We start from the raw sequence: 17,081 nt of genomic DNA on the forward strand, positions 1-17,081 counted from the left end.
TCTATTTCAGGAAGTAAATGACGGCGAACAGGGCAATCCACACCACGTCAACGAAGTGCCAGTAGTAAGACACGACGATTGCGGTGGTCATTTCCTTGCGGCCGAAGTTCTTGACGGCGTACGCGCGGCCGATCGTGAGGAGGAATGCGATGAGTCCGCCTGTCACGTGGATAGCGTGGAAACCGGTCGTGATGTAGAACGCCGAGGCGTATGAGTCAGCGGCGATCGGCATGCCCTCTGCGACGAGCTGTGCGTACTCCCATACCTGACCCGAGACGAAGATCGCGCCGAGGATGAAGGTGAGCCAGAACCACTCCACCATGCCCCAGCCGAGCCAGCCGCGCTTCTTCGTGCTGTAGGGCTGGAAGCGCTCTGCCGCGAACACGCCCATCTGGCAGGTCACCGACGAGAGAACCAGGATGATCGTGTTTACGAGGGCGTACGGCACATTGAGTAGCTCGGTGCGCTCCGCCCACAGCTCCGGCGATGCGTTGCGAAGCGTGAAATAAATGGCGAAGAGGCCCGCGAAGAACATAACTTCGCTGCCGAGCCACACGATGGTTCCGACAGCGACCGGATCCGGCCGCTTGACGGACCGCATGGCCTGGGAGTAGGTCGCTGTAGAGGTCGTCACAGATCCATTATGTCGGATGATGAGCGATCGTATTCCCATCCCGGCTCACTGTTTTGTCTCAATACCGTCTTAGGGCGGCCTAAGAATGCGCCGTGAGTTGTCCAGGAAGTCCCGATGCACGCAAACGAGTACTCGCTCGTGATGGCGCGGATCGTGGCGGCGCAGCATCCGGATAGGCTTTGGCGTTATGGCGGAGCTCTACAACTGGTCTGAAATTCTCACCGATCTGCTGAAGGAACGTGACCTCAGCGTGTCGCAATCGACATGGGCGATGCGCAAGATCATGTCGGGCGAGGCGACGCCTTCACAGCTGGCTGGATTTCTCATCGCGCTGCGTGCGAAGGGGGAGTCCGTTGATGAGGTCGTCGGCTTCCGTGACGCGATCCTCGAAGCGGCGTTGCCGTTGCCTGTGAACTCGGCCGTGCTCGACATCGTGGGAACTGGCGGCGACCGCTTTGGCACTGTCAATATTTCTACGATGGCCGCTCTGGTAGCTGCGGCATCTGGAATTCCGGTAGTTAAGCATGGCAACCGCGCGGCGAGCTCGGCTTCGGGATCGTCAGACGTGCTGAGTGCGCTCGGCCTCGACCTCACACTTACGCCGGAGCAGGTTGCCGAGACTCTTGATCAAGCGGGCATCACGTTCGCGTTCGCATCAGCGTTCCACCCGGGTTTTCGCCACGCGGGACCAACGCGGGCCGAGCTGGGTGTTCCCACCGTTTTCAACTTTCTCGGGCCGCTCTGCAACCCCGCGCGTGCTGAAGCCAACGCGGTCGGTGTCGCCCAGCTCGACCGTGTGCCGCTGATCACGGGGGTCTTTCAAACTCGCGGCGCCACCGCTCTCGTCTTCCGCGGTGATGACGGTCTCGACGAATTGACGACTACCGGACACAGCCGATTGTGGGAGGTCAGTCGTGGTGACGTGCACGAGCACGACCTCGATCCTCGAGATCTCGGCATTCCGCTCTCGCAGATCGACGATCTGCTCGGGGGAGACCCCTCGCACAACGCGGATGTCGTTCGGCGTGTCTTGAGTGGCGAAACGGGAGCAGTGCGCGACATCGTGCTGTTGAATGCTGCGGCGGGAATGGTGGCGTATCGGCTGTTCCTTGATTCAGCGCAAGTGCAGCGGCCCATCGTCACGCGTCTCGGCGAGGCGCTTGCCGACGCTGCTGCTGCGATTGACAGTGGTGCTGCATCCACTGTTCTTCGCGACTGGGTGAGCGCCACTCAAGCCTTCGGCGGCCACGCGTAATGTCTCATTTCGACCTCTTCCGTCGACTGTGCCCACACCGATAGCGTGGTCGGCAGGAGCGCACACCGCGCCAGCACACAGCGAAGCCACGGAGGGCGATCATGACCGAGTCAACTTCGAACTCAAATACTTCTGATTCCCAAGCCGCAGCAGTTGAGCCACCAGCCCGAAGCCTAGGCGGGGTCAAAGTCGTCGGAACCTTGGGCGTTCTCGCCGGGATCTTGCTCATCGCGGTTGGTCTTACCGCGTGGATCATGGTGTCGTCTCAGTTACGCGCTGAGAACATCATTGTTCCTGATGACGCCTCGGCCTTCGCTGGGCAGCAGGTAGCGGGGCCGCTCACGGCGTACGTGCAAGCCGAGACGATTCAGCACCATGCGCTCGAGGCTTCTGGGGGCCAGACCTATGCCGAGTTGCCGATGGATGACCCGACGCGCGCGACCGTGATGAACGCCTCGTTCCTTCGCGCGTCGCTGTTCACGTCGGTGGTGGCGTTCGGGGTGTCGGCGTTTGCGATCGGAATCGGCATTTTGTCGATCATGTTCGGGTGGTCTTTCCGCCGCATGGCGAGCGCCCCCGTGGTTGTCAAGAAGGCGACCTTCGCACCCTGACGGAAATGAGATGATCGGCGATGCACGCGCACGAAGCCCTCGCTGAGATTGCCGCGCTCCTCGAGCGGGAGCGGTCGTCGAAGTATCGGTCGAAGGCGTTTCGAGCGGCAGCAGACGCCATCGCTGGCCTGAGCGACGAAGAGCTGCGCGATACGGCGCGGGTGCGAAGACTCAAGGGCGTCGGAGATTCGTCTCTGGCTGTGATTCAAGAAGCCCTGCAAGGCGGTGTGCCCGCGTATCTGCTCGATCTGCGCGAGCGCGTGGGGGCTGAGAAGCAATCGTCTCTCAGAAGCTTGCTGCGCGGAGACCTGCATTCGCACAGCGACTGGTCAGATGGGCTCACCCCGATCGATTTGATGGTGGATGCTGCGCGCTCCCTCGGTCATGAATACCTTGCGCTCACCGATCACTCGCCCCGGTTGCGTGTCGCGAACGGGCTCAGCCCTGAACGGCTGCGCACGCAGATCGAGATGGTGCGCGGCCTGAGTGCGCCTGGCTTCACGCTGCTGACCGGCATCGAGGTCGACATTCTCGATCATGGCGACCTCGATCAAGAACCCGAACTGCTTGACGAACTCGATGTGGTCGTTGCATCTGCGCACTCGAAATTGCGAATGGAGCGTGCGCCGATGACTCGTCGGCTCATCGCTGCGGTCTCAGGACCGCACATCGATGTGCTCGGCCATGTGACGGGAAGGCTCGTGGAAGGCTCCCGTGGCACGCGACCGCCGTCTGCATTCGACGCGAAAGCCGTGTTCGACGCCTGCGCCGCACACGGCGTGGCGGTGGAAATCAATTCTCGGCCGGAACGTCAGGACCCGCCAGATGAGTTGATCGAGCTCGCGCTGCGAGCGGGGTGTCTGTTCGCGATCGACTCTGATGCGCATGCCCCGGGACAGCTGTCGCTGGTCGACCACGGAGCGGCGAGAGCCGAAGCGGCAGGCGTGCCACCAGAGCGGATCGTCACGACCTGGCCGTTGGAGCGGCTGCTGGAGTGGACGAGACGGAACAGGTGAGCGCAGCGGGGCGAGACGCGGCGGCCTCCTAGACTCGGGTGGTGAACTCCGACACTCGCTCCCGCGTCGGACGAGGGATGCCATGGCTGGTCGTGGCGGGCGTTCTGCTCGCAGCGATGAGTCTTCGCGGCCCGATCGTGGCGCCTACCGCAGTGCTGAGACTCATCGAGCAAGACTTCGGCATCGGCGCGGCCACTGCAGGATTGCTGACAACCGCGCCCGTGCTGATGTTCGCTGCCCTGACACCGCTGGCTGCGCTCGTGATTCGAAGAGCGGGTGCAGAACTCGCGCTGATGCTGTCGCTTTCGGGTGTGCTCGTGGGGACCTTCGTGCGTGCGCTGCCCGGATTCGGCTGGATGCTCGCCGGGATGTTCATCATCGGCGCGTTCATCACCGTCGGAAACGTCGTCATTCCCGTCGTGATCCGACGCGACGTGCCGCCCGACCGTGTCGCTCTGGTGACTGCGGCATACGCCGCCACTCTGAACGTGGGGTCTCTCATCACCTCGCTCGGCACCGCACCTCTGGCCGAAGTGATCGGATGGAATGCGGCGCTGCTCAGCTGGTCGGTGCTCACCGTCGCAGGCATCGCGCTCTGGGCGGTGCACATTCGCCGCTCGCGCCGTGCCTTCCGTGACGGTGACGGGCTCTCGGGCGAACCCACGCAGACGGCGGCGCTCGACACCACCCAACCTACTTCGCCCGTTCTACGAGCCAAGGTTGTGCGAGACAGCGCTGGCAACGAGCTCGACAGCGCGGCAATCACTGGTCCGTTGCCCGTCATCGGCGGAAGCCGTGATTCGCGATCACTTCTGAAGCGGCCTGTCGCCTGGTTTCTCGTCGCTTCATTCGCGTTGCAGTGCACGATCTACTACGGGCTGACGACGTGGCTGCCATCGTTCGCGGCCGACGAACTGAATCTGGATGCTACGTCGGCAGGGGCCGTAGCATCCATCTATCAAGGCGTGGGAATCGCGGGAGCGTTTGTCGTGCCGTTGCTGAGCCGCTTCGCCCCGCGCTGGGTCGCGCCCTTCGTGATCTGTGTTTCGTGGCTGACCGTGTCGATCGGCCTGCTCGCCGCGCCACAGCTCTTGTGGGCGTGGCTTGCTGTCGGCGCGGTAGGACACGCGGGTGGCTTCGTCGTGATCTTCAGTGCACTCGTCGCCGTGTCGCGAAGCGATGGTGAGGCTGCCGGGCTGTCTGCCATGGTTCAGGGCTTCGGCTATGCCATCGGCGCCCTTGGCGGGCCGGTTATCGGTTTGCTGCACGAGCGATCTGGTGGCTGGTCGGCGCCGTTGACGCTCGTGCTCGTGCTCTCTTCGCTGTATTGCGTTGCGCTGGTCAGCGCGGTCGTCTTTGCGAGGCGTGCGACTCGCTAGCGCTTGTTCAACGCTGTTGTTATGCGCGACATTGCGGTGCCCAGCGACCACTGCTCACCAAGCGCCTGAGCGGTGTCGAGTTCGGCGGATGCGAGGGGCGCGAGGCGAGAATCGACGTCAGCGAGTTCAAGGTCGCGCACGACTTCAACGACCTTAGGGGCGACGTCAAGGTAGTCCGATGCGGCGAGGATCTTGTTGCGCACGCCCGGCGTCATGCCAATGCCCTCGGCAGCGGCGGATCGAATCCCCACGAGATTGCTGTGTGCGGCCAGGAGTGTGGCGGCGGTCTTCTCGCCGATGCCAGGCACGCCGGGCAGTCCGTCGGACGAGTCGCCGCGCATCGCCGCGAAATCGGCGTACTGCTGCGGAGTCACGCCATACTTCGTCGTGATCGTGGCGTCAGTGACGACCTCGAGATTGCTCATGCCGCGCGCGGTATAGATCACTCGCACGTCGCTAGCGTCGTCGACGAGTTGAAAGAGATCACGGTCACCGGTGACGATGTCGACGGGAATTGTCGAGCGCGTGGCCAGGGTGCCGATGACGTCGTCGGCTTCGTGGTCGGCGATTCCGACGATCGGGATGCCGAGCGCGCCGAGAGCAGCGCGGATGAGGGGAATCTGCGCCTCGAGTGGATCGGGCACTTCTTCGACGTCAGCACCCGTTTCGACGACCTCAACGACGCGGTGCGTTTTGTAGGTCGGAATCAGGTCGACACGCCACTGCGGGCGCCAGTCGTCGTCCCAGCACGCGATGAGGTGGGTGGGTTCGTACAGCGTGATGAGTTTCGTGATGATGTCGAGAAAGCCCCGCGCGGCGTTCACCGGCGTGCCGTCGGGGGCGCGCACAGTATCGGGCACCCCGTAGAAAGCGCGAAAGTAGAGGGAAGCACTGTCAAGCAACATCATCCGGTCGGTCACGATCTCATCCTGTCACGCGGCATCGACATGTTGTGGGGCGCTGAGGGATGCGACAGCCTGGCTAGCAGCCAGGACCGTCAGGGTCTTGATCGCAGGTTCGATCGACGAGAGCCGTGCGAGCTTCGACGATCTGCACCGAGTACGTCGGCGCTCCGGCGGTGATCGTGCCAGGTACGCGATACCAGTTGGTGCCAGTGTCGAGGCGAACTTCGGGTGCGAACTGCACCGTGAGTGAGATGGGATAGTTGCCGGTCGTCAGGTAAGTGTGAGACGTGTCAGTGGGGCTGAACTGGGGCGCCCCGAGCGACTCCCACGAAGCGCCGCCCGTTGCTGATGTGGTGGTGGAGCCGTCGCCGTTGTCGAACACATAGGTGGCGGGCGTGAAACGCACGACGACGTCCATGTCAAGAATCGTGGCCGCGAACTCGCTCGACTGTGCTTGAGCTACACGGTTTGTCGGTGCGCCCAGAAGACCAAAACCGAGCGGCTCACCGCTTAACGATGGAGCTGGCGGTCGAAACGACGCCAGATCTTCGAGAGTGATGTCACTAAGACTCACGATCGTGAACTGGCCGTTGCAGAGGACGTACTGCGTCGAACAGCCAATGAAGATATCTTCGTCATCTCCCGGCGCAGGGCTACCGGGGGATTGGTTGTGGCCGCCGCCTCCCGACGAATCGGACCCATCGGATCCGCCGCCACCCGGAACCGTCTCGCTGGCCGAGATGTCGAGTTGGGTGTTGTCGCTTGTTAGATCGCACGTCCACATAGTTGCGTCGTCGCACGGTGAATTATTGGCGATCGCTTCAGCGAAGTCGGTAGCCAGCAGCCCTACACTCAGGGCCACCACTAGTACTACTCGCCACATTGTGGTTCTCCGTCACGGCTGGCCAGCTCTGCGACCAGGTAGTTGAACGGGGCGCCCGGGTTCCGAGTAAGGGTGACTCGCACCGACTGCACGTCCGACCTGGCGGGGTCTACCGCGGATGCTCCGTCCTGTCGGCTCACCTCGACAGCACTGACATCGACGCAGGCATCGAGTGCGACGGATTCTGACGACCGAACCGGCTGGGGCGAGCTCGCCTGCACTAGGATCAGAACCGTCGTTCCCGTGACGGTGAGATCCTCAGCGTGCATTGTCGAAAGCGACTTACGAATACCAGCATTCGCATCGCCAGTCGTCCAGGCGTAGACGTCCTCGAAGGTTTCAGGATCGCTCAGGTCCACTGCGTTGAGCGCATCGACGTAGGCACGGTACGTGGCCTCGGCGGCGGCGAATGCTTCTTCATCGCTCGAGAACACCGCTGTCGGCGTCGCGGTGGGGTCAGGCTGGGCGGTGCAGCCGACCAGCACAGCTGTCAGCACCGCGCCGACGGCGGTGATGCGAGCGAGACGGTGGATCACGCCACTACGGTAGCCGCGATTGAGCGCTACTGATCGGAGTTATCCACACCCCGTATTTCGCCTCGGGGGCAGCGAACGCCGCAGTCGCTCCGAGACACAGAGCCGGCAATCATCGGGGGAAATGATCGCCGGCTCTGAGCGGATCGAACACGCCACTCTCTGCGCCCCAGGGGGAGTGAGAGCGTCGATCGACGATCCGCGTTTCGGGTATCGCGCGTCTCCGCGGGGGTTCGGTTTCGCGAGTACGACACCTACAGTGCGCGTGTGACCTGGGAGGATGCTTTGGCTGGGCCGTACGCCAGCATAGAAGCACGCCTGTGCTTGCTATACCTGCCGCTTAGGAGGGCGACGATGTCATTCGGACCAGCAGTTTCGCCAACAGGCAAAGGGTTTATGGTCGTTGTGCCATCGGCGGCGTGCCCGTGTGCAAGTGGCAGCCGGTTCGCACAGTGCTGTCAGCCGCTGCACAACGGCGAGATCGCGCCTTCGCCTGAGCGATTGATGCGCTCACGGTATGCCGCCTTCGTTGTTGGGAACGAGCACTACCTTCGCGCGACATGGCACCCCCTCACAAGACCTGAAGATCTCGAGCTCGACCCGCAGCTGCGCTGGAACAAGCTCGAGATCATCGACGCAGGTGAATCAGGTGATGAAGGTTTCGTGGCGTTCCGTGCTGCTTGGCACATTGGCGACGAATCGGGGCAGCTCAGCGAGCACAGCAGGTTCCGACGCGCGTACGGCCGGTGGTACTACGTTGACGGCGATGTAGCACCCTCATAGCCCGTTGACCGTCGCGCGCGCCTATGCTCGACACATGCTTGCCACCGTTATTCACGCTGCCCGAGACATCCGCGTTGAACAGGTTGCTGATCCAGCGCTGTCGACCGGAGCCGATGCGATCGTTCGCGTCGTCGCTGCCTGTGTGTGTGGATCGGATCTTTGGCCGTACCGCGGCGTGACAGAAACCAACGAGCCTCATCGAATCGGTCACGAGTTCGTGGGAATCGTCGAAGAAGTCGGCCCAGATGTTGCGAAGGTCAAAGCCGGGGATTTCGTCATCGCGCCGTTCTATGTCTGCGACAGCACCTGCGTCAACTGTCGCAACGGAGTCAGCACCTCGTGCACACAGGGCGGGTGGTGGGGCAGCGACGATCGCCTCGGCGGCTTCGCCGATGGAGCGCAAGGCGAGCGCGTGCGAGTTCCCCTTGCTGATGGCACGCTCGCCGTCGTTCCTGGCCCGGTCGGTGATGACGAGATCGCAGGGCTGCTGACCCTGAGCGACGTGATGGGCACCGGCCACCACGCTGCAGTTTCGGCCGGCGTGAGCGCCGGCGATTCGGTCGCCGTGGTCGGTGACGGTGCGGTGGGTCTCTGCGCGATCATCGCGGCCAAGCGACTTGGTGCGACCACGATCATCGCGATGTCGCGGCACCCCCAGCGTCAAGCGCTCGCTCGAGAGTTCGGCGCCACCCACATCGTCGAAGAACGAGGGGATGCTGGTGTCAAAGCTGTTCGAGCACTCACCGACGAAGTCGGAGCCGATCGGGTGCTCGAATGCGTGGGAACCAAAGAGTCGATGGACCAAGCGCTTCGCTCCACGCGGCCAGGTGGAATGGTCGGCTACGTAGGCGTGCCCAACGGTGGACCAGAGTTGCCGATCGGCGCCATGTTCGGCCGCAACGTCGGGGTGAACGGGGGAGTTGCACCCGTGCGCGGCTACATCGAAGCGTTGCTGCCTGACGTGCGTTCGGGGGCGATCCAGCCGGGCAAGGTGTTCGATCTCGTACTGCCGCTGGCAGAGGCCGCCGAGGCGTATGCGGCCATGGACGAGCGTCGTGCGACCAAGGTCATGTTGCGGCCCTAGCAGACGATCAGCTGCGGCCGGCGAGTGCGTCGTGAATGCGCCGCAGATCTTCGAGGAGCGATCCGACGAGAATCCAATGCTCCGAAGGAGCGACGATCGCAAGGGGCGCGGTGAGCGCCGGAATCGGCGAGGCGAGGTCAGAGACCCCGTCGGCGTTTCGTGCCTTGGCAAGCCCAAGGCGAACGTCGTGCGCCGCGCGGTGCAACTGCTCTGAGATCGCCTTCACCGAAGCATCCTCCGCGATTGCGCGATCATAGTGGTCGTAATACGCACGAGTCATGCCGATGACCTGGGTCACGATCGGGCCGTACCGATCAAGCAGCTCTTGAACGGTCGTGAGATCAGCGCGATGCCGACCAGCCCGAGGATTGAGAGTCAGCGATTCGGCACCATCTGCGATTGCGGTCTCGGCAGCATCCCTCATCGGCTTCATCAACCTCGCAGTAAGCAAGAGCTCTTCGAGGCTGGCGTTGGTCTGTTCCTGCTGAAGCGCGTCGCCAAGTCTGTCGAGGGATGCTGCCAATTCCGCTCCGAGGTCATTCACGGCGATCGCCGCGGGCGCGACCACGACAGGCGGAACAAGCGCAAGATTCACGATGACGCCAATGACCGCGCCGATGAGTGTCTCAAGAATCCGGTCGAACGCATAGCTCGGTGACGTCGTTGCCAGGGCAAGCACGAGAATCGCGCTGATCGCGATCTGATTCGCCGTGCCGGCGGTCATCTTCAGCGCCCACGCAAGTAGCAGTGCGATCACGATGGCTGTCACGACAACCCACGTCTCGTCGCCGAAGACGATCCCAAGAGTCGAGGCGATCACCACGCCTGCGATCACACCGACACTGCGTTCAATCGCTTTGGCGAGCGACTGATTGAGGCTCGGTTGCACCACAAGCAGCGCGGCGATCGCAGCGAAGACCGGTGGCTGGCCGGGGACCAGCCACCCGGCGATGATCCATGCGGCGGCCGTTGCGATCGCGGACTTTGCCATTTGAAGAAGTGGCGCACGCCGGCTCGCCCGCAGGGCACTTGTCATGCGCATGAATCCACCGTAGAGCGCGGCCGGCTGAGGCGCGTGGTTAGCCCGGTCAGTGCTGGGCTCGCCGCACGTGCACCAACGCGGCAACTGCGCGCCACCCGACCAAGAAGACCAGCAACGTGACTGACGCGACGACCACGAAGGCCATGGCTACACCCTGATCGCTGACCGCGCGCAGCAGCATGCCACCGGACACCGTTATCGCCCAGACCGGAAGCCCGGTGCGTAGTGGCGGTGAGGGGTTCAGCCAGGCACGTGAAATGAGCCATCCGAGCGCGAGGGAGGCCAAGAACGGCCATGCCGTTTGCCACAGGCCCGACCCCCACGCGCCCAACACACCTTCGTCGTGGCTGGCGCGTCCGATAGCGGCAAAGGTGACGACCAAAGCGGCGTCGAGAGCAAACGCGCCCAGAATCGCGCGAGCGCTGATGGGCAGGCTGCCGGATTGATCGGTGCTCATGATGCAGTCGATTCTGCCCGACAGCGACCTGCCACCTTTTCAGCCGCGTGACTCAGTCCATCGCGCCTGGCGCCGAGATCAGTACCAGCCGACAGACTGCGAGTGCGACCACGCGCCACATGGCGTGCCGTAGCGACCCGAGATGTAGCCGAGTCCCCACGAGATCTGGGTGGTCGCGTTGGTCTGCCAATCGGCGCCGGCGCTGGCCATCTTGCTACCGGGCAGCGCTTGCGGAATGCCATAGGCACCGCTTGAGCCGTTGTGGGCCTGCGAGTTCCAACCTGATTCCTTGTTCCACAGCGACACGAGACACGCGAACTCTGCGTCGCTCCAGCCACGGCTCGCGACCATTCCCTTCGCAATGGCCTGAGCCTCGCCAGCGCTGGTGCTTGCGCTCGCGTACGACGGGGAAGGAACCGAGGTTGATGACGATGATGACGATGCTGACGACGATTCCTCAGCGACGGCTGCCGCGGCTTCTGCCGCCTGAGCAGCTTCGGCGGCTGCAGCTGCTTCGGCAGCGGCTTTCGCCTTGGCTTCGGCCTCTTTGCGAGCCTTCTCAGCAGCCTCTTCGGCTGCTTTCTTCGCCTTTGCCTTGTCGAATGCCTCTCGCAGCTCGCTGACCTCGGCGCTCACTTCGTCAGCCTCAGCGGCGACGTCATCGGTCAGGTCGGGAATAAGCGGAGCAGGCAGCTCGCTGGCGCCTTCGAGACGTTCAGCCGACGCTTCGAGATCCAACGTTTCGATGGATAGTTCGGTGTCGCCCAGATCGAGATCTGACTCTTCGATCTCTGCCAAGAGCTCTTCGGCTGCGACGATTGCTGCATTCGCGTCGGTCAGTGCGGCGCGGGCATCCATCGAGATGTCATCGCTTGCACCGGGACCCAGATTGACGACCGGTTCAACCGACGTGCTGAACGACGCGAGTGCGAAGCTCGGGGTTTCGCTTGACGCCTCTACCGATGCCGCGGGGGTCGATGCGAGTCCGGCGATCGCGATGATTCCAAAAGCGGTACCCGCAGCCAGAATCGCGGTGCGACGCCGAGTGGTGCGGGCAGGGGCAGTAGAGGTATTCGAGAGCATGTAACCGAGTTCCGTATAAAGGGTCGGCGCCGATGACACGGCGCTTCACATCCCGCACGAGCGGGCACAAGAAGCCGATTCTGCCCACTCCTCCTGAACACTACCCGTGTAAACGCTGGGTGTGTGTATCGGTCACCGCCCGCCTAGCGCGGTCTAGCCTGTTCCCAATGAGCGATGAGACACAGCAGCAGCCCCGAACCCGGAGCGGTGCCGGCGCGCCGGCCGAGACCCGTGAGATCCCGCTGCCGTCACATGCGCACCAGTGGCGGGCATTCTGGGTGTGCGTGTCGGTTGCGGCGCTGACCATCCTCGATCTCACCAAGGTGAACGTTGCGCTCCCCTCAATCGAAGACGCTTTCGGCTCAGGCTCGACGGCGCTCGGCTTTATCGTGTCGGGCTACGTGCTCGCCTTTGGGCTCGTGCTCGTGCCGATGGGACGTTTGGGAGACCAACGTTCGCGGCGCGCCCTTTTCATCGTCGGGCTCAGTCTGTTCACACTGATGAGCTTGGTGTGCGCGCTCGCGCCCACGATCGAGATTCTGCTGGTCGGCCGGCTGGTGCAAGGAATAGCTGCGGGCATACAGATGCCTCAGGTGCTGGGCATCATCCAGGAGCTCTTTCGTGGCGCAGATCGCGGGAGGGCCTTCGGGCGGTTCGGCGCGATCATCGGCATCTCGACTGCGCTCGGGCCGACGATTGGCGGACTCGCGATTGCCGTTGGGGGTGCGGCTGACGGGTGGCGCCTGATCTTCTGGATGAACGTTCCGCTCGGCCTCATCGCGATTGGGTTGGCCATCTTCTTGCTGCCGAAGCTTCACAAGCGCTCGCGCAAGCCGCTCTCGCTTGATCCGTTCGGCATCGTCTTGTTTGGCCTGGCGGTGTTGTCGCTCATGCTCCCGTTCCTGTTCACTACGGGCTCACCCGACGACAACCCGTTGCGCTGGTGGCTACTCGTCGTCTTCGTGCTCTTCGCCGCGTCGTTCATCACGTGGGAACGGCACTATGAGGCATCCGGTCGGGCCCCGCTTATTCCGCTCAAGCTGTTCCGCATCACCTCGTATCGCAACGGCACTCTGATCGTCGCGACGTACTTCACAGCCATGCCCTCTATGTTTCTGCTCACCACGCTCTATCTGCAGGGCGGGCTAGACCTCGAGCCCGTCTACGCCGGCATGGTGACGATCGGTTTCGCGCTCGCGAGTGCGGTGACGTCTTGGATCGGGGGGAGTCTCGTCAACAAACTCGGCAGACCGCTCGTCGTCGCGGGCATCGCCACGGTGCTCGTGTCGCTGATCGGTCTTGTGGTGATCGCCCTTGTGGCCCCTCCAGAGTGGATGCCCTGGTTGATGGCGGCCACAATGACAGTGGGTGGGTTGGGCGGCGGGTTCGTTATCTCACCGAACCAGACGCTGACTCTCGCGGAGATTCCGGTGAAACAAGGCGGCGTCGCAGGATCAGTGGGCCAACTCGGGCAGCGCATCGGAACGGCGATCGGCACCGCGGTCGCGATCTCGTTGTTCTACGCCACGATCTATCGTGAGTCGGGTTCGCGGCCAGATCTCGTGGTTTTCCACGACGCATACGCCTTCGGAATGCTGTCAGCGGCTCTTTTTCTCGCGGTCGCCTTCTTGATAGGGCTCATTGATATGTCGTCGCGGCGCCGAGGTCGCCGCCCGCGTAAGCAGGCCCGCTGAGCGCTGGGCTACGTTCGGGGCACGCGCACTGAGGTGCGACCCCAGGTCTTGCCAGGATTCTGGTAGCCTGAAGTGTCATGCGTATGAGCCTTTCGCAGTGCGCGCGACACTCGCAATCAAATCCATTCGCTTCACCTCGAGGTATTTCCATGCCCGCGGCGAAGCCTGACACCCAAACCCACAAGGACAATCCACTACATGACTACCGCAACGACCGCCCCGGCCACCAAGCAGGTCGCAATCAACGACATCGGATCTGCTGAGGACTTTCTGGCCGCGGTCGAACTGACTCTTAAGTTCTTCAACGACGGCGACCTCATCGAAGGAACCGTCGTGAAGATCGACCGCGACGAGGTTCTTCTCGACGTCGGCTACAAGACCGAGGGTGTCATCCCCTCGCGTGAACTTTCCATCAAGCACGACGTCGACCCCAACGAGGTCGTCAAGGTCGGCGACGAGGTCGAAGCCCTTGTTCTTCAGAAGGAAGACAAAGAAGGCCGCCTCATCCTCTCCAAGAAGCGCGCACAGTACGAGCGTGCCTGGGGAGACGTCGAGAAGATCAAGGAGACCGACGGTGTTGTCACCGGTTCGGTCATCGAGGTCGTCAAGGGTGGACTCATCGTCGACATCGGGCTTCGTGGGTTCCTTCCCGCGTCGCTGATCGAGCTTCGTCGCGTTCGCGACCTCACGCCGTACCTCGGTCAGGAGATCGAAGCGAAGATCCTCGAGCTCGACAAGAACCGCAACAACGTTGTGCTTTCGCGTCGTGCGCTGCTGGAGCAGACGCAGTCCGAATCGCGCACCACGTTCCTCAACAACCTCCACAAGGGCCAGGTCCGCAAGGGCACCGTCTCGTCGATCGTCAACTTCGGTGCGTTCGTCGACCTCGGTGGCGTTGACGGTCTCGTTCACGTCTCGGAGCTCTCATGGAAGCACATTGAGCACGCATCTGAGGTCGTCGAGGTTGGTCAGGAAGTCACCGTCGAGATTCTTGAGGTTGACCTTGACCGCGAGCGCGTTTCGCTCTCGCTGAAGGCAACGCAGGAAGACCCGTGGCAGGTCTTCGCCCGCACCCACGCCATCGGCCAGGTTGCACCGGGCAAGGTCACCAAGCTCGTTCCGTTCGGCGCGTTCGTTCGTGTTGCCGACGGCATCGAGGGTCTCGTGCACATCTCGGAGCTTTCGGGCAAGCACGTTGAACTCGCTGAGCAGGTCGTGTCGGTCGGCGAAGAGGTCTTCGTCAAGATCATCGACATCGACCTCGAGCGTCGCCGCATCTCACTGTCGCTCAAGCAGGCCAACGAGTCGGTTGACCCCAACGGAACCGAGTTCGACCCGGCCCTGTACGGCATGGTTACGGAATACGACGAGAACGGCGAGTACAAGTACCCCGAGGGGTTCGACGCCGAGACCAACCTGTGGAAGGACGGCTTCGACGAGCAGCGTCTCGCTTGGGAAGCAGAGTACGCCGCTGCCCAGGGTCGCTGGGAAGCTCACAAGGCTGCTGTTGCCAAGGCCATCGAGGCCGAAGCAGCTGCTCCCAAGGAGACCAGCACCAGCTCGGCTCCGGCCGGCTTCGCTACCGACAGCAGCTCGGCGGGAACGCTGGCTGATGACGAAGCACTCGCAGCACTTCGTGAGAAGCTCTCAGGTCGTTGATTCAAAACGCATGAGTTGAAGGGCCGGAACCGCAGGGTTCCGGCCCTTCTTCGTTCCCGATGGTGCCTGGGCAAGACAGATCTCGCGAACCGACCGCAATGCCGGTGATGAGATGGGTCGCTCGCGTTCTTGCGCGACGCACGCGATGATCTGCTGCGGCAGCTCGAGGCGGCAGGTGTCGACAGCGCAGGCTGAATCAGCTGACAGCGCAGGCTGAATAAGCTGACAGCGCAGGCTGAATCAGCTGGGGGACGGTTCCGGGTGGGTCAGGCGGTAGCCCACGCCCCGCACGGTCTCTATCCAGCGCGGGTCTGCCGGTGACTCGCCCAGCTTGCGACGAAGGTTGGCCACGTGCACTTCAATAGCGCGCGCGTCGCTTTCGCTGACATACTCCACTCCCGTGGAATTCTCCCCGCGAAGCATGAGCGCCAATTCGCTCTTGCTTCGCACTCTTCTTCCGGAAGCCAGAAGATCCGCAAGAATATCGAACTCGCTGCGCGTCAATTCGAGGTCGTCGCCGTCTCGCGTCACGACACGCGTGGATTCATTGAGCACCAGTCCACGATGCTCATGCACGACGCTTGAGTCGTCCGTCTTGGTCGTCGCAGCCCCAGAACTCGCAGCCGCGGTGGTACTGGCGTGCTGACGAGGTCGACGCAGCATCGCATCGATTCGGGCTCGCAGCTCGCGAGGCCGAAACGGCTTCGCGATGTAGTCGTCTGCACCGGCTTCAAGACCTTGAAGTGCATCGATTTCTTCGGTGCGAGCGCTCAACATCACGATGTACGTTGAAGACTCCGCCCGAATGCGCTTAGCTGCCTCGAAGCCGTCCATCCCGGGCATATTCACGTCGAGTGTGGTGACGAGCGGATTGTGTGCGCGCACAAGCTCTAGGCCGTGGGTCGCGTTCGCCGCACCGTGAACATCAAACCCGGCCTGCTCGAGCACAGCTGTCAGCAAGGCTCGAATATCGTCTTCGTCTTCGACGACGACAGCGATTCGCGCTTCGTCCACAGAAAAACCCTCCCGTTGCGGCAGGGAAAGAAGTCTTGCCGGAACCTCGGTCATGTTACCCCAGAACGCTGTTTCGAACATGCCGCGTGCGCCGTTCACTGCGAAGCTCGCTTCGAACGCGTGGTCGGGGCGACGGTATCCCCAAGATAGGTCGCCCCGCCACGCCCACGAACTCGCTCGGGTTGCAGTGCGGGTGTGCAACGCGATCTGTTGGTGACGAGTGACACCGGTGCTGTTCTGCCAATCTCGGTGGCCATCGTCCGCCTCCCCAGACACGCAGGTGCGGGTTCGTGTGGTTTTTCGGGTGTGTACGACGTTAGTGTGGCTTCCTCAGGTGGGCCTCAAGAACGACTTAGGAGATGCCAAGGTTCGCCCCGGTGGCATCTCGTGGCATTCTCGTTTCATGGCTATTGTGGCGCTCACCGGCGGAATCGCATCGGGAAAATCGACGATCGCACGCTTTCTCAGAGAGCGTGGCGCGATTATCGTCGACGCCGATCAGATCGTGCGAGATGTGCAACAGCCGGGGGCACCCGTGCTCACCCGAATCGCTGAAGAGTTCGGCGACGAGATGATCAACGTCGATGGGACTCTCGATCGTGCCCGTCTCGGCGCGGCCGTGTTCGGCGACCCCGACGCGGTCGCGCGGCTGAACGAGATCGTGCACCCAGCGGTACGCACCGAGGCAGCTCGCCAGTTCAAGGCAGCCTTCGCCCAGAGCCCTGATGCGATCGTGGTCTACGACGTGCCCCTGCTGGCCGAGACCAGAATCGAGGAGCCATGGGATCTCGTGATCGTCGCGCACGCTCCCGCCCCCATGCGGCGGCAACGACTGATCGTTCAACGAGGCATGAGTGAAGCCGCGGCTGATGCACGAATCAATTCGCAGGTGTCAGATGACGCTCGACTCGCAATCGCCGACGTCGTTGTAGACACCAGCGGCACGATGGAGGCAACCGCGGCGCAAGTCGCGCAGGTCTGGAACCAGTTGACCGCGTCGGCGTGATCACACCGGATCGACTCCGGTGTCGGCGACCACACGTACGCTT

Annotated in this window: 17 protein-coding genes; 9 read left to right on the forward strand and 8 right to left on the reverse strand. The window is 62.8% G+C overall.

The window, feature by feature from the left end:
• Window position 1: 1 nt before the first annotated feature.
• Window positions 2–601, reverse strand: a complete 600-nt coding sequence (gene ctaE / locus WDU96_RS06850; RefSeq protein ID WP_337338400.1) for an aa3-type cytochrome oxidase subunit III — start codon at window positions 599–601, stop codon at window positions 2–4.
• A gap of 220 nt (window positions 602–821) precedes the next feature.
• Here ctaE and trpD point away from each other — a divergent pair, with 220 nt between their 5' ends.
• The 4 genes from trpD to WDU96_RS06870 all read left to right on the forward strand — a co-directional run bounded on the left by trpD (window position 822) and on the right by WDU96_RS06870 (window position 4,895).
• Complete coding sequence (gene trpD, locus WDU96_RS06855) at window positions 822–1,889, forward strand: anthranilate phosphoribosyltransferase (protein ID WP_337337763.1); 1,068 nt, start codon at window positions 822–824, stop codon at window positions 1,887–1,889.
• Window positions 1,890–1,990: 101 nt separating this feature from the next.
• Complete coding sequence (locus WDU96_RS06860; RefSeq protein WP_337337764.1) at window positions 1,991–2,500, forward strand: aromatic ring-opening dioxygenase LigA; 510 nt, start codon at window positions 1,991–1,993, stop codon at window positions 2,498–2,500.
• 20 nt (window positions 2,501–2,520) lie between these two features.
• Window positions 2,521–3,516, forward strand: a complete 996-nt coding sequence (locus WDU96_RS06865; RefSeq protein WP_337337765.1) for a PHP domain-containing protein — start codon at window positions 2,521–2,523, stop codon at window positions 3,514–3,516.
• Between the two features lie 41 nt (window positions 3,517–3,557).
• Window positions 3,558–4,895 carry an MFS transporter gene (locus WDU96_RS06870; RefSeq protein WP_337337766.1) on the forward strand — a complete coding sequence of 446 codons (1,338 nt, stop codon included), beginning with the start codon at window positions 3,558–3,560 and terminating at the stop codon, window positions 4,893–4,895.
• Here WDU96_RS06870 and WDU96_RS06875 read toward each other — a convergent pair.
• From WDU96_RS06875 to WDU96_RS06885, 3 genes are all read right to left on the reverse strand, one after another.
• Entirely contained in the window at window positions 4,892–5,815 is a 924-nt protein-coding gene (locus tag WDU96_RS06875; protein ID WP_337337767.1) for a 5'-3' exonuclease, read from the reverse strand. The two genes, WDU96_RS06870 and WDU96_RS06875, sit on opposite strands and share 4 nt — an antisense overlap.
• Window positions 5,816–5,876: 61 nt before the next feature.
• Window positions 5,877–6,662 (reverse strand): hypothetical protein, encoded by a 786-nt coding sequence (locus tag WDU96_RS06880; RefSeq protein WP_337337768.1) that lies wholly within the window; start codon window positions 6,660–6,662, stop codon window positions 5,877–5,879.
• Between the two features lie 8 nt (window positions 6,663–6,670).
• A complete protein-coding gene (locus tag WDU96_RS06885) occupies window positions 6,671–7,219 on the reverse strand; it encodes a hypothetical protein (RefSeq protein ID WP_337337769.1) in 549 nt (182 codons plus the stop codon).
• Window positions 7,220–7,612: 393 nt separating this feature from the next.
• Between WDU96_RS06885 and WDU96_RS06890 the strand changes: the two genes are divergently transcribed.
• Window positions 7,613–7,999, forward strand: coding sequence for a YchJ family protein (locus tag WDU96_RS06890; RefSeq protein ID WP_337338401.1), 387 nt, complete (start codon window positions 7,613–7,615; stop codon window positions 7,997–7,999).
• A gap of 34 nt (window positions 8,000–8,033) precedes the next feature.
• Window positions 8,034–9,083, forward strand: a complete 1,050-nt coding sequence (locus tag WDU96_RS06895) for a zinc-dependent alcohol dehydrogenase family protein (RefSeq protein WP_337337770.1) — start codon at window positions 8,034–8,036, stop codon at window positions 9,081–9,083.
• 7 nt (window positions 9,084–9,090) lie between these two features.
• Here WDU96_RS06895 and WDU96_RS06900 read toward each other — a convergent pair whose 3' ends face one another.
• The 3 genes from WDU96_RS06900 to WDU96_RS06910 all read right to left on the reverse strand — a co-directional run bounded on the left by WDU96_RS06900 (window position 9,091) and on the right by WDU96_RS06910 (window position 11,704).
• Window positions 9,091–10,074 carry an FUSC family protein gene (locus WDU96_RS06900; RefSeq protein WP_337337771.1) on the reverse strand — a complete coding sequence of 328 codons (984 nt, stop codon included), beginning with the start codon at window positions 10,072–10,074 and terminating at the stop codon, window positions 9,091–9,093.
• A gap of 97 nt (window positions 10,075–10,171) precedes the next feature.
• Entirely contained in the window at window positions 10,172–10,582 is a 411-nt protein-coding gene (locus tag WDU96_RS06905; RefSeq protein ID WP_337337772.1) for a DUF3054 domain-containing protein, read from the reverse strand.
• A gap of 78 nt (window positions 10,583–10,660) precedes the next feature.
• Window positions 10,661–11,704, reverse strand: a complete 1,044-nt coding sequence (locus WDU96_RS06910; protein WP_337337773.1) for an aggregation-promoting factor C-terminal-like domain-containing protein — start codon at window positions 11,702–11,704, stop codon at window positions 10,661–10,663.
• A gap of 128 nt (window positions 11,705–11,832) precedes the next feature.
• Between WDU96_RS06910 and WDU96_RS06915 the strand changes: the two genes are divergently transcribed.
• Both WDU96_RS06915 and rpsA read left to right on the forward strand, forming a co-directional pair.
• A complete protein-coding gene (locus WDU96_RS06915) occupies window positions 11,833–13,359 on the forward strand; it encodes an MFS transporter (protein WP_337337774.1) in 1,527 nt (508 codons plus the stop codon).
• Between the two features lie 198 nt (window positions 13,360–13,557).
• Complete coding sequence (gene rpsA / locus WDU96_RS06920) at window positions 13,558–15,018, forward strand: 30S ribosomal protein S1 (RefSeq protein ID WP_337337775.1); 1,461 nt, start codon at window positions 13,558–13,560, stop codon at window positions 15,016–15,018.
• A 240-nt stretch (window positions 15,019–15,258) separates the two neighbouring features.
• On the opposite strand, the gene WDU96_RS06925 is transcribed toward rpsA, so the two are convergent.
• The gene (locus WDU96_RS06925) at window positions 15,259–16,032 is read right to left on the reverse strand and encodes a response regulator transcription factor (RefSeq protein WP_337337776.1); all 774 of its coding nucleotides are present in this window, start codon (window positions 16,030–16,032) and stop codon (window positions 15,259–15,261) included.
• Between the two features lie 403 nt (window positions 16,033–16,435).
• Between WDU96_RS06925 and coaE the strand changes: the two genes are divergently transcribed.
• Window positions 16,436–17,038: a dephospho-CoA kinase gene (gene coaE, locus WDU96_RS06930; RefSeq protein WP_337338402.1), complete on the forward strand. Its 603-nt coding sequence runs from the start codon at window positions 16,436–16,438 to the stop codon at window positions 17,036–17,038.
• Window positions 17,039–17,081 lie beyond the last annotated feature (43 nt).

Source organism: Microbacterium marmarense, assembly GCF_037204165.1.
GTDB lineage: Bacteria > Actinomycetota > Actinomycetes > Actinomycetales > Microbacteriaceae > Microbacterium > Microbacterium marmarense.

What these genes read in the sequence shown, in the direction of transcription:
- trpD (WP_337337763.1), top strand. Translation starts at nt 822, where the DNA reads ATGGCGGAGCTCTACAACTGGTCTGAAATTCTCACCGATCTGCTGAAG.
- WDU96_RS06905 (WP_337337772.1), bottom strand. Translation starts at nt 10,582, where the DNA reads ATGAGCACCGATCAATCCGGCAGCCTGCCCATCAGCGCTCGCGCGATT.
- ctaE (WP_337338400.1), bottom strand. Translation starts at nt 601, where the DNA reads ATGCGGTCCGTCAAGCGGCCGGATCCGGTCGCTGTCGGAACCATCGTG.
- WDU96_RS06865 (WP_337337765.1), top strand. Translation starts at nt 2,521, where the DNA reads ATGCACGCGCACGAAGCCCTCGCTGAGATTGCCGCGCTCCTCGAGCGG.
- WDU96_RS06890 (WP_337338401.1), top strand. Translation starts at nt 7,613, where the DNA reads ATGGTCGTTGTGCCATCGGCGGCGTGCCCGTGTGCAAGTGGCAGCCGG.
- WDU96_RS06860 (WP_337337764.1), top strand. Translation starts at nt 1,991, where the DNA reads ATGACCGAGTCAACTTCGAACTCAAATACTTCTGATTCCCAAGCCGCA.
- coaE (WP_337338402.1), top strand. Translation starts at nt 16,436, where the DNA reads ATGGCTATTGTGGCGCTCACCGGCGGAATCGCATCGGGAAAATCGACG.
- WDU96_RS06900 (WP_337337771.1), bottom strand. Translation starts at nt 10,074, where the DNA reads ATGGCAAAGTCCGCGATCGCAACGGCCGCCGCATGGATCATCGCCGGG.
- rpsA (WP_337337775.1), top strand. Translation starts at nt 13,558, where the DNA reads ATGACTACCGCAACGACCGCCCCGGCCACCAAGCAGGTCGCAATCAAC.
- WDU96_RS06895 (WP_337337770.1), top strand. Translation starts at nt 8,034, where the DNA reads ATGCTTGCCACCGTTATTCACGCTGCCCGAGACATCCGCGTTGAACAG.
- WDU96_RS06915 (WP_337337774.1), top strand. Translation starts at nt 11,833, where the DNA reads ATGAGCGATGAGACACAGCAGCAGCCCCGAACCCGGAGCGGTGCCGGC.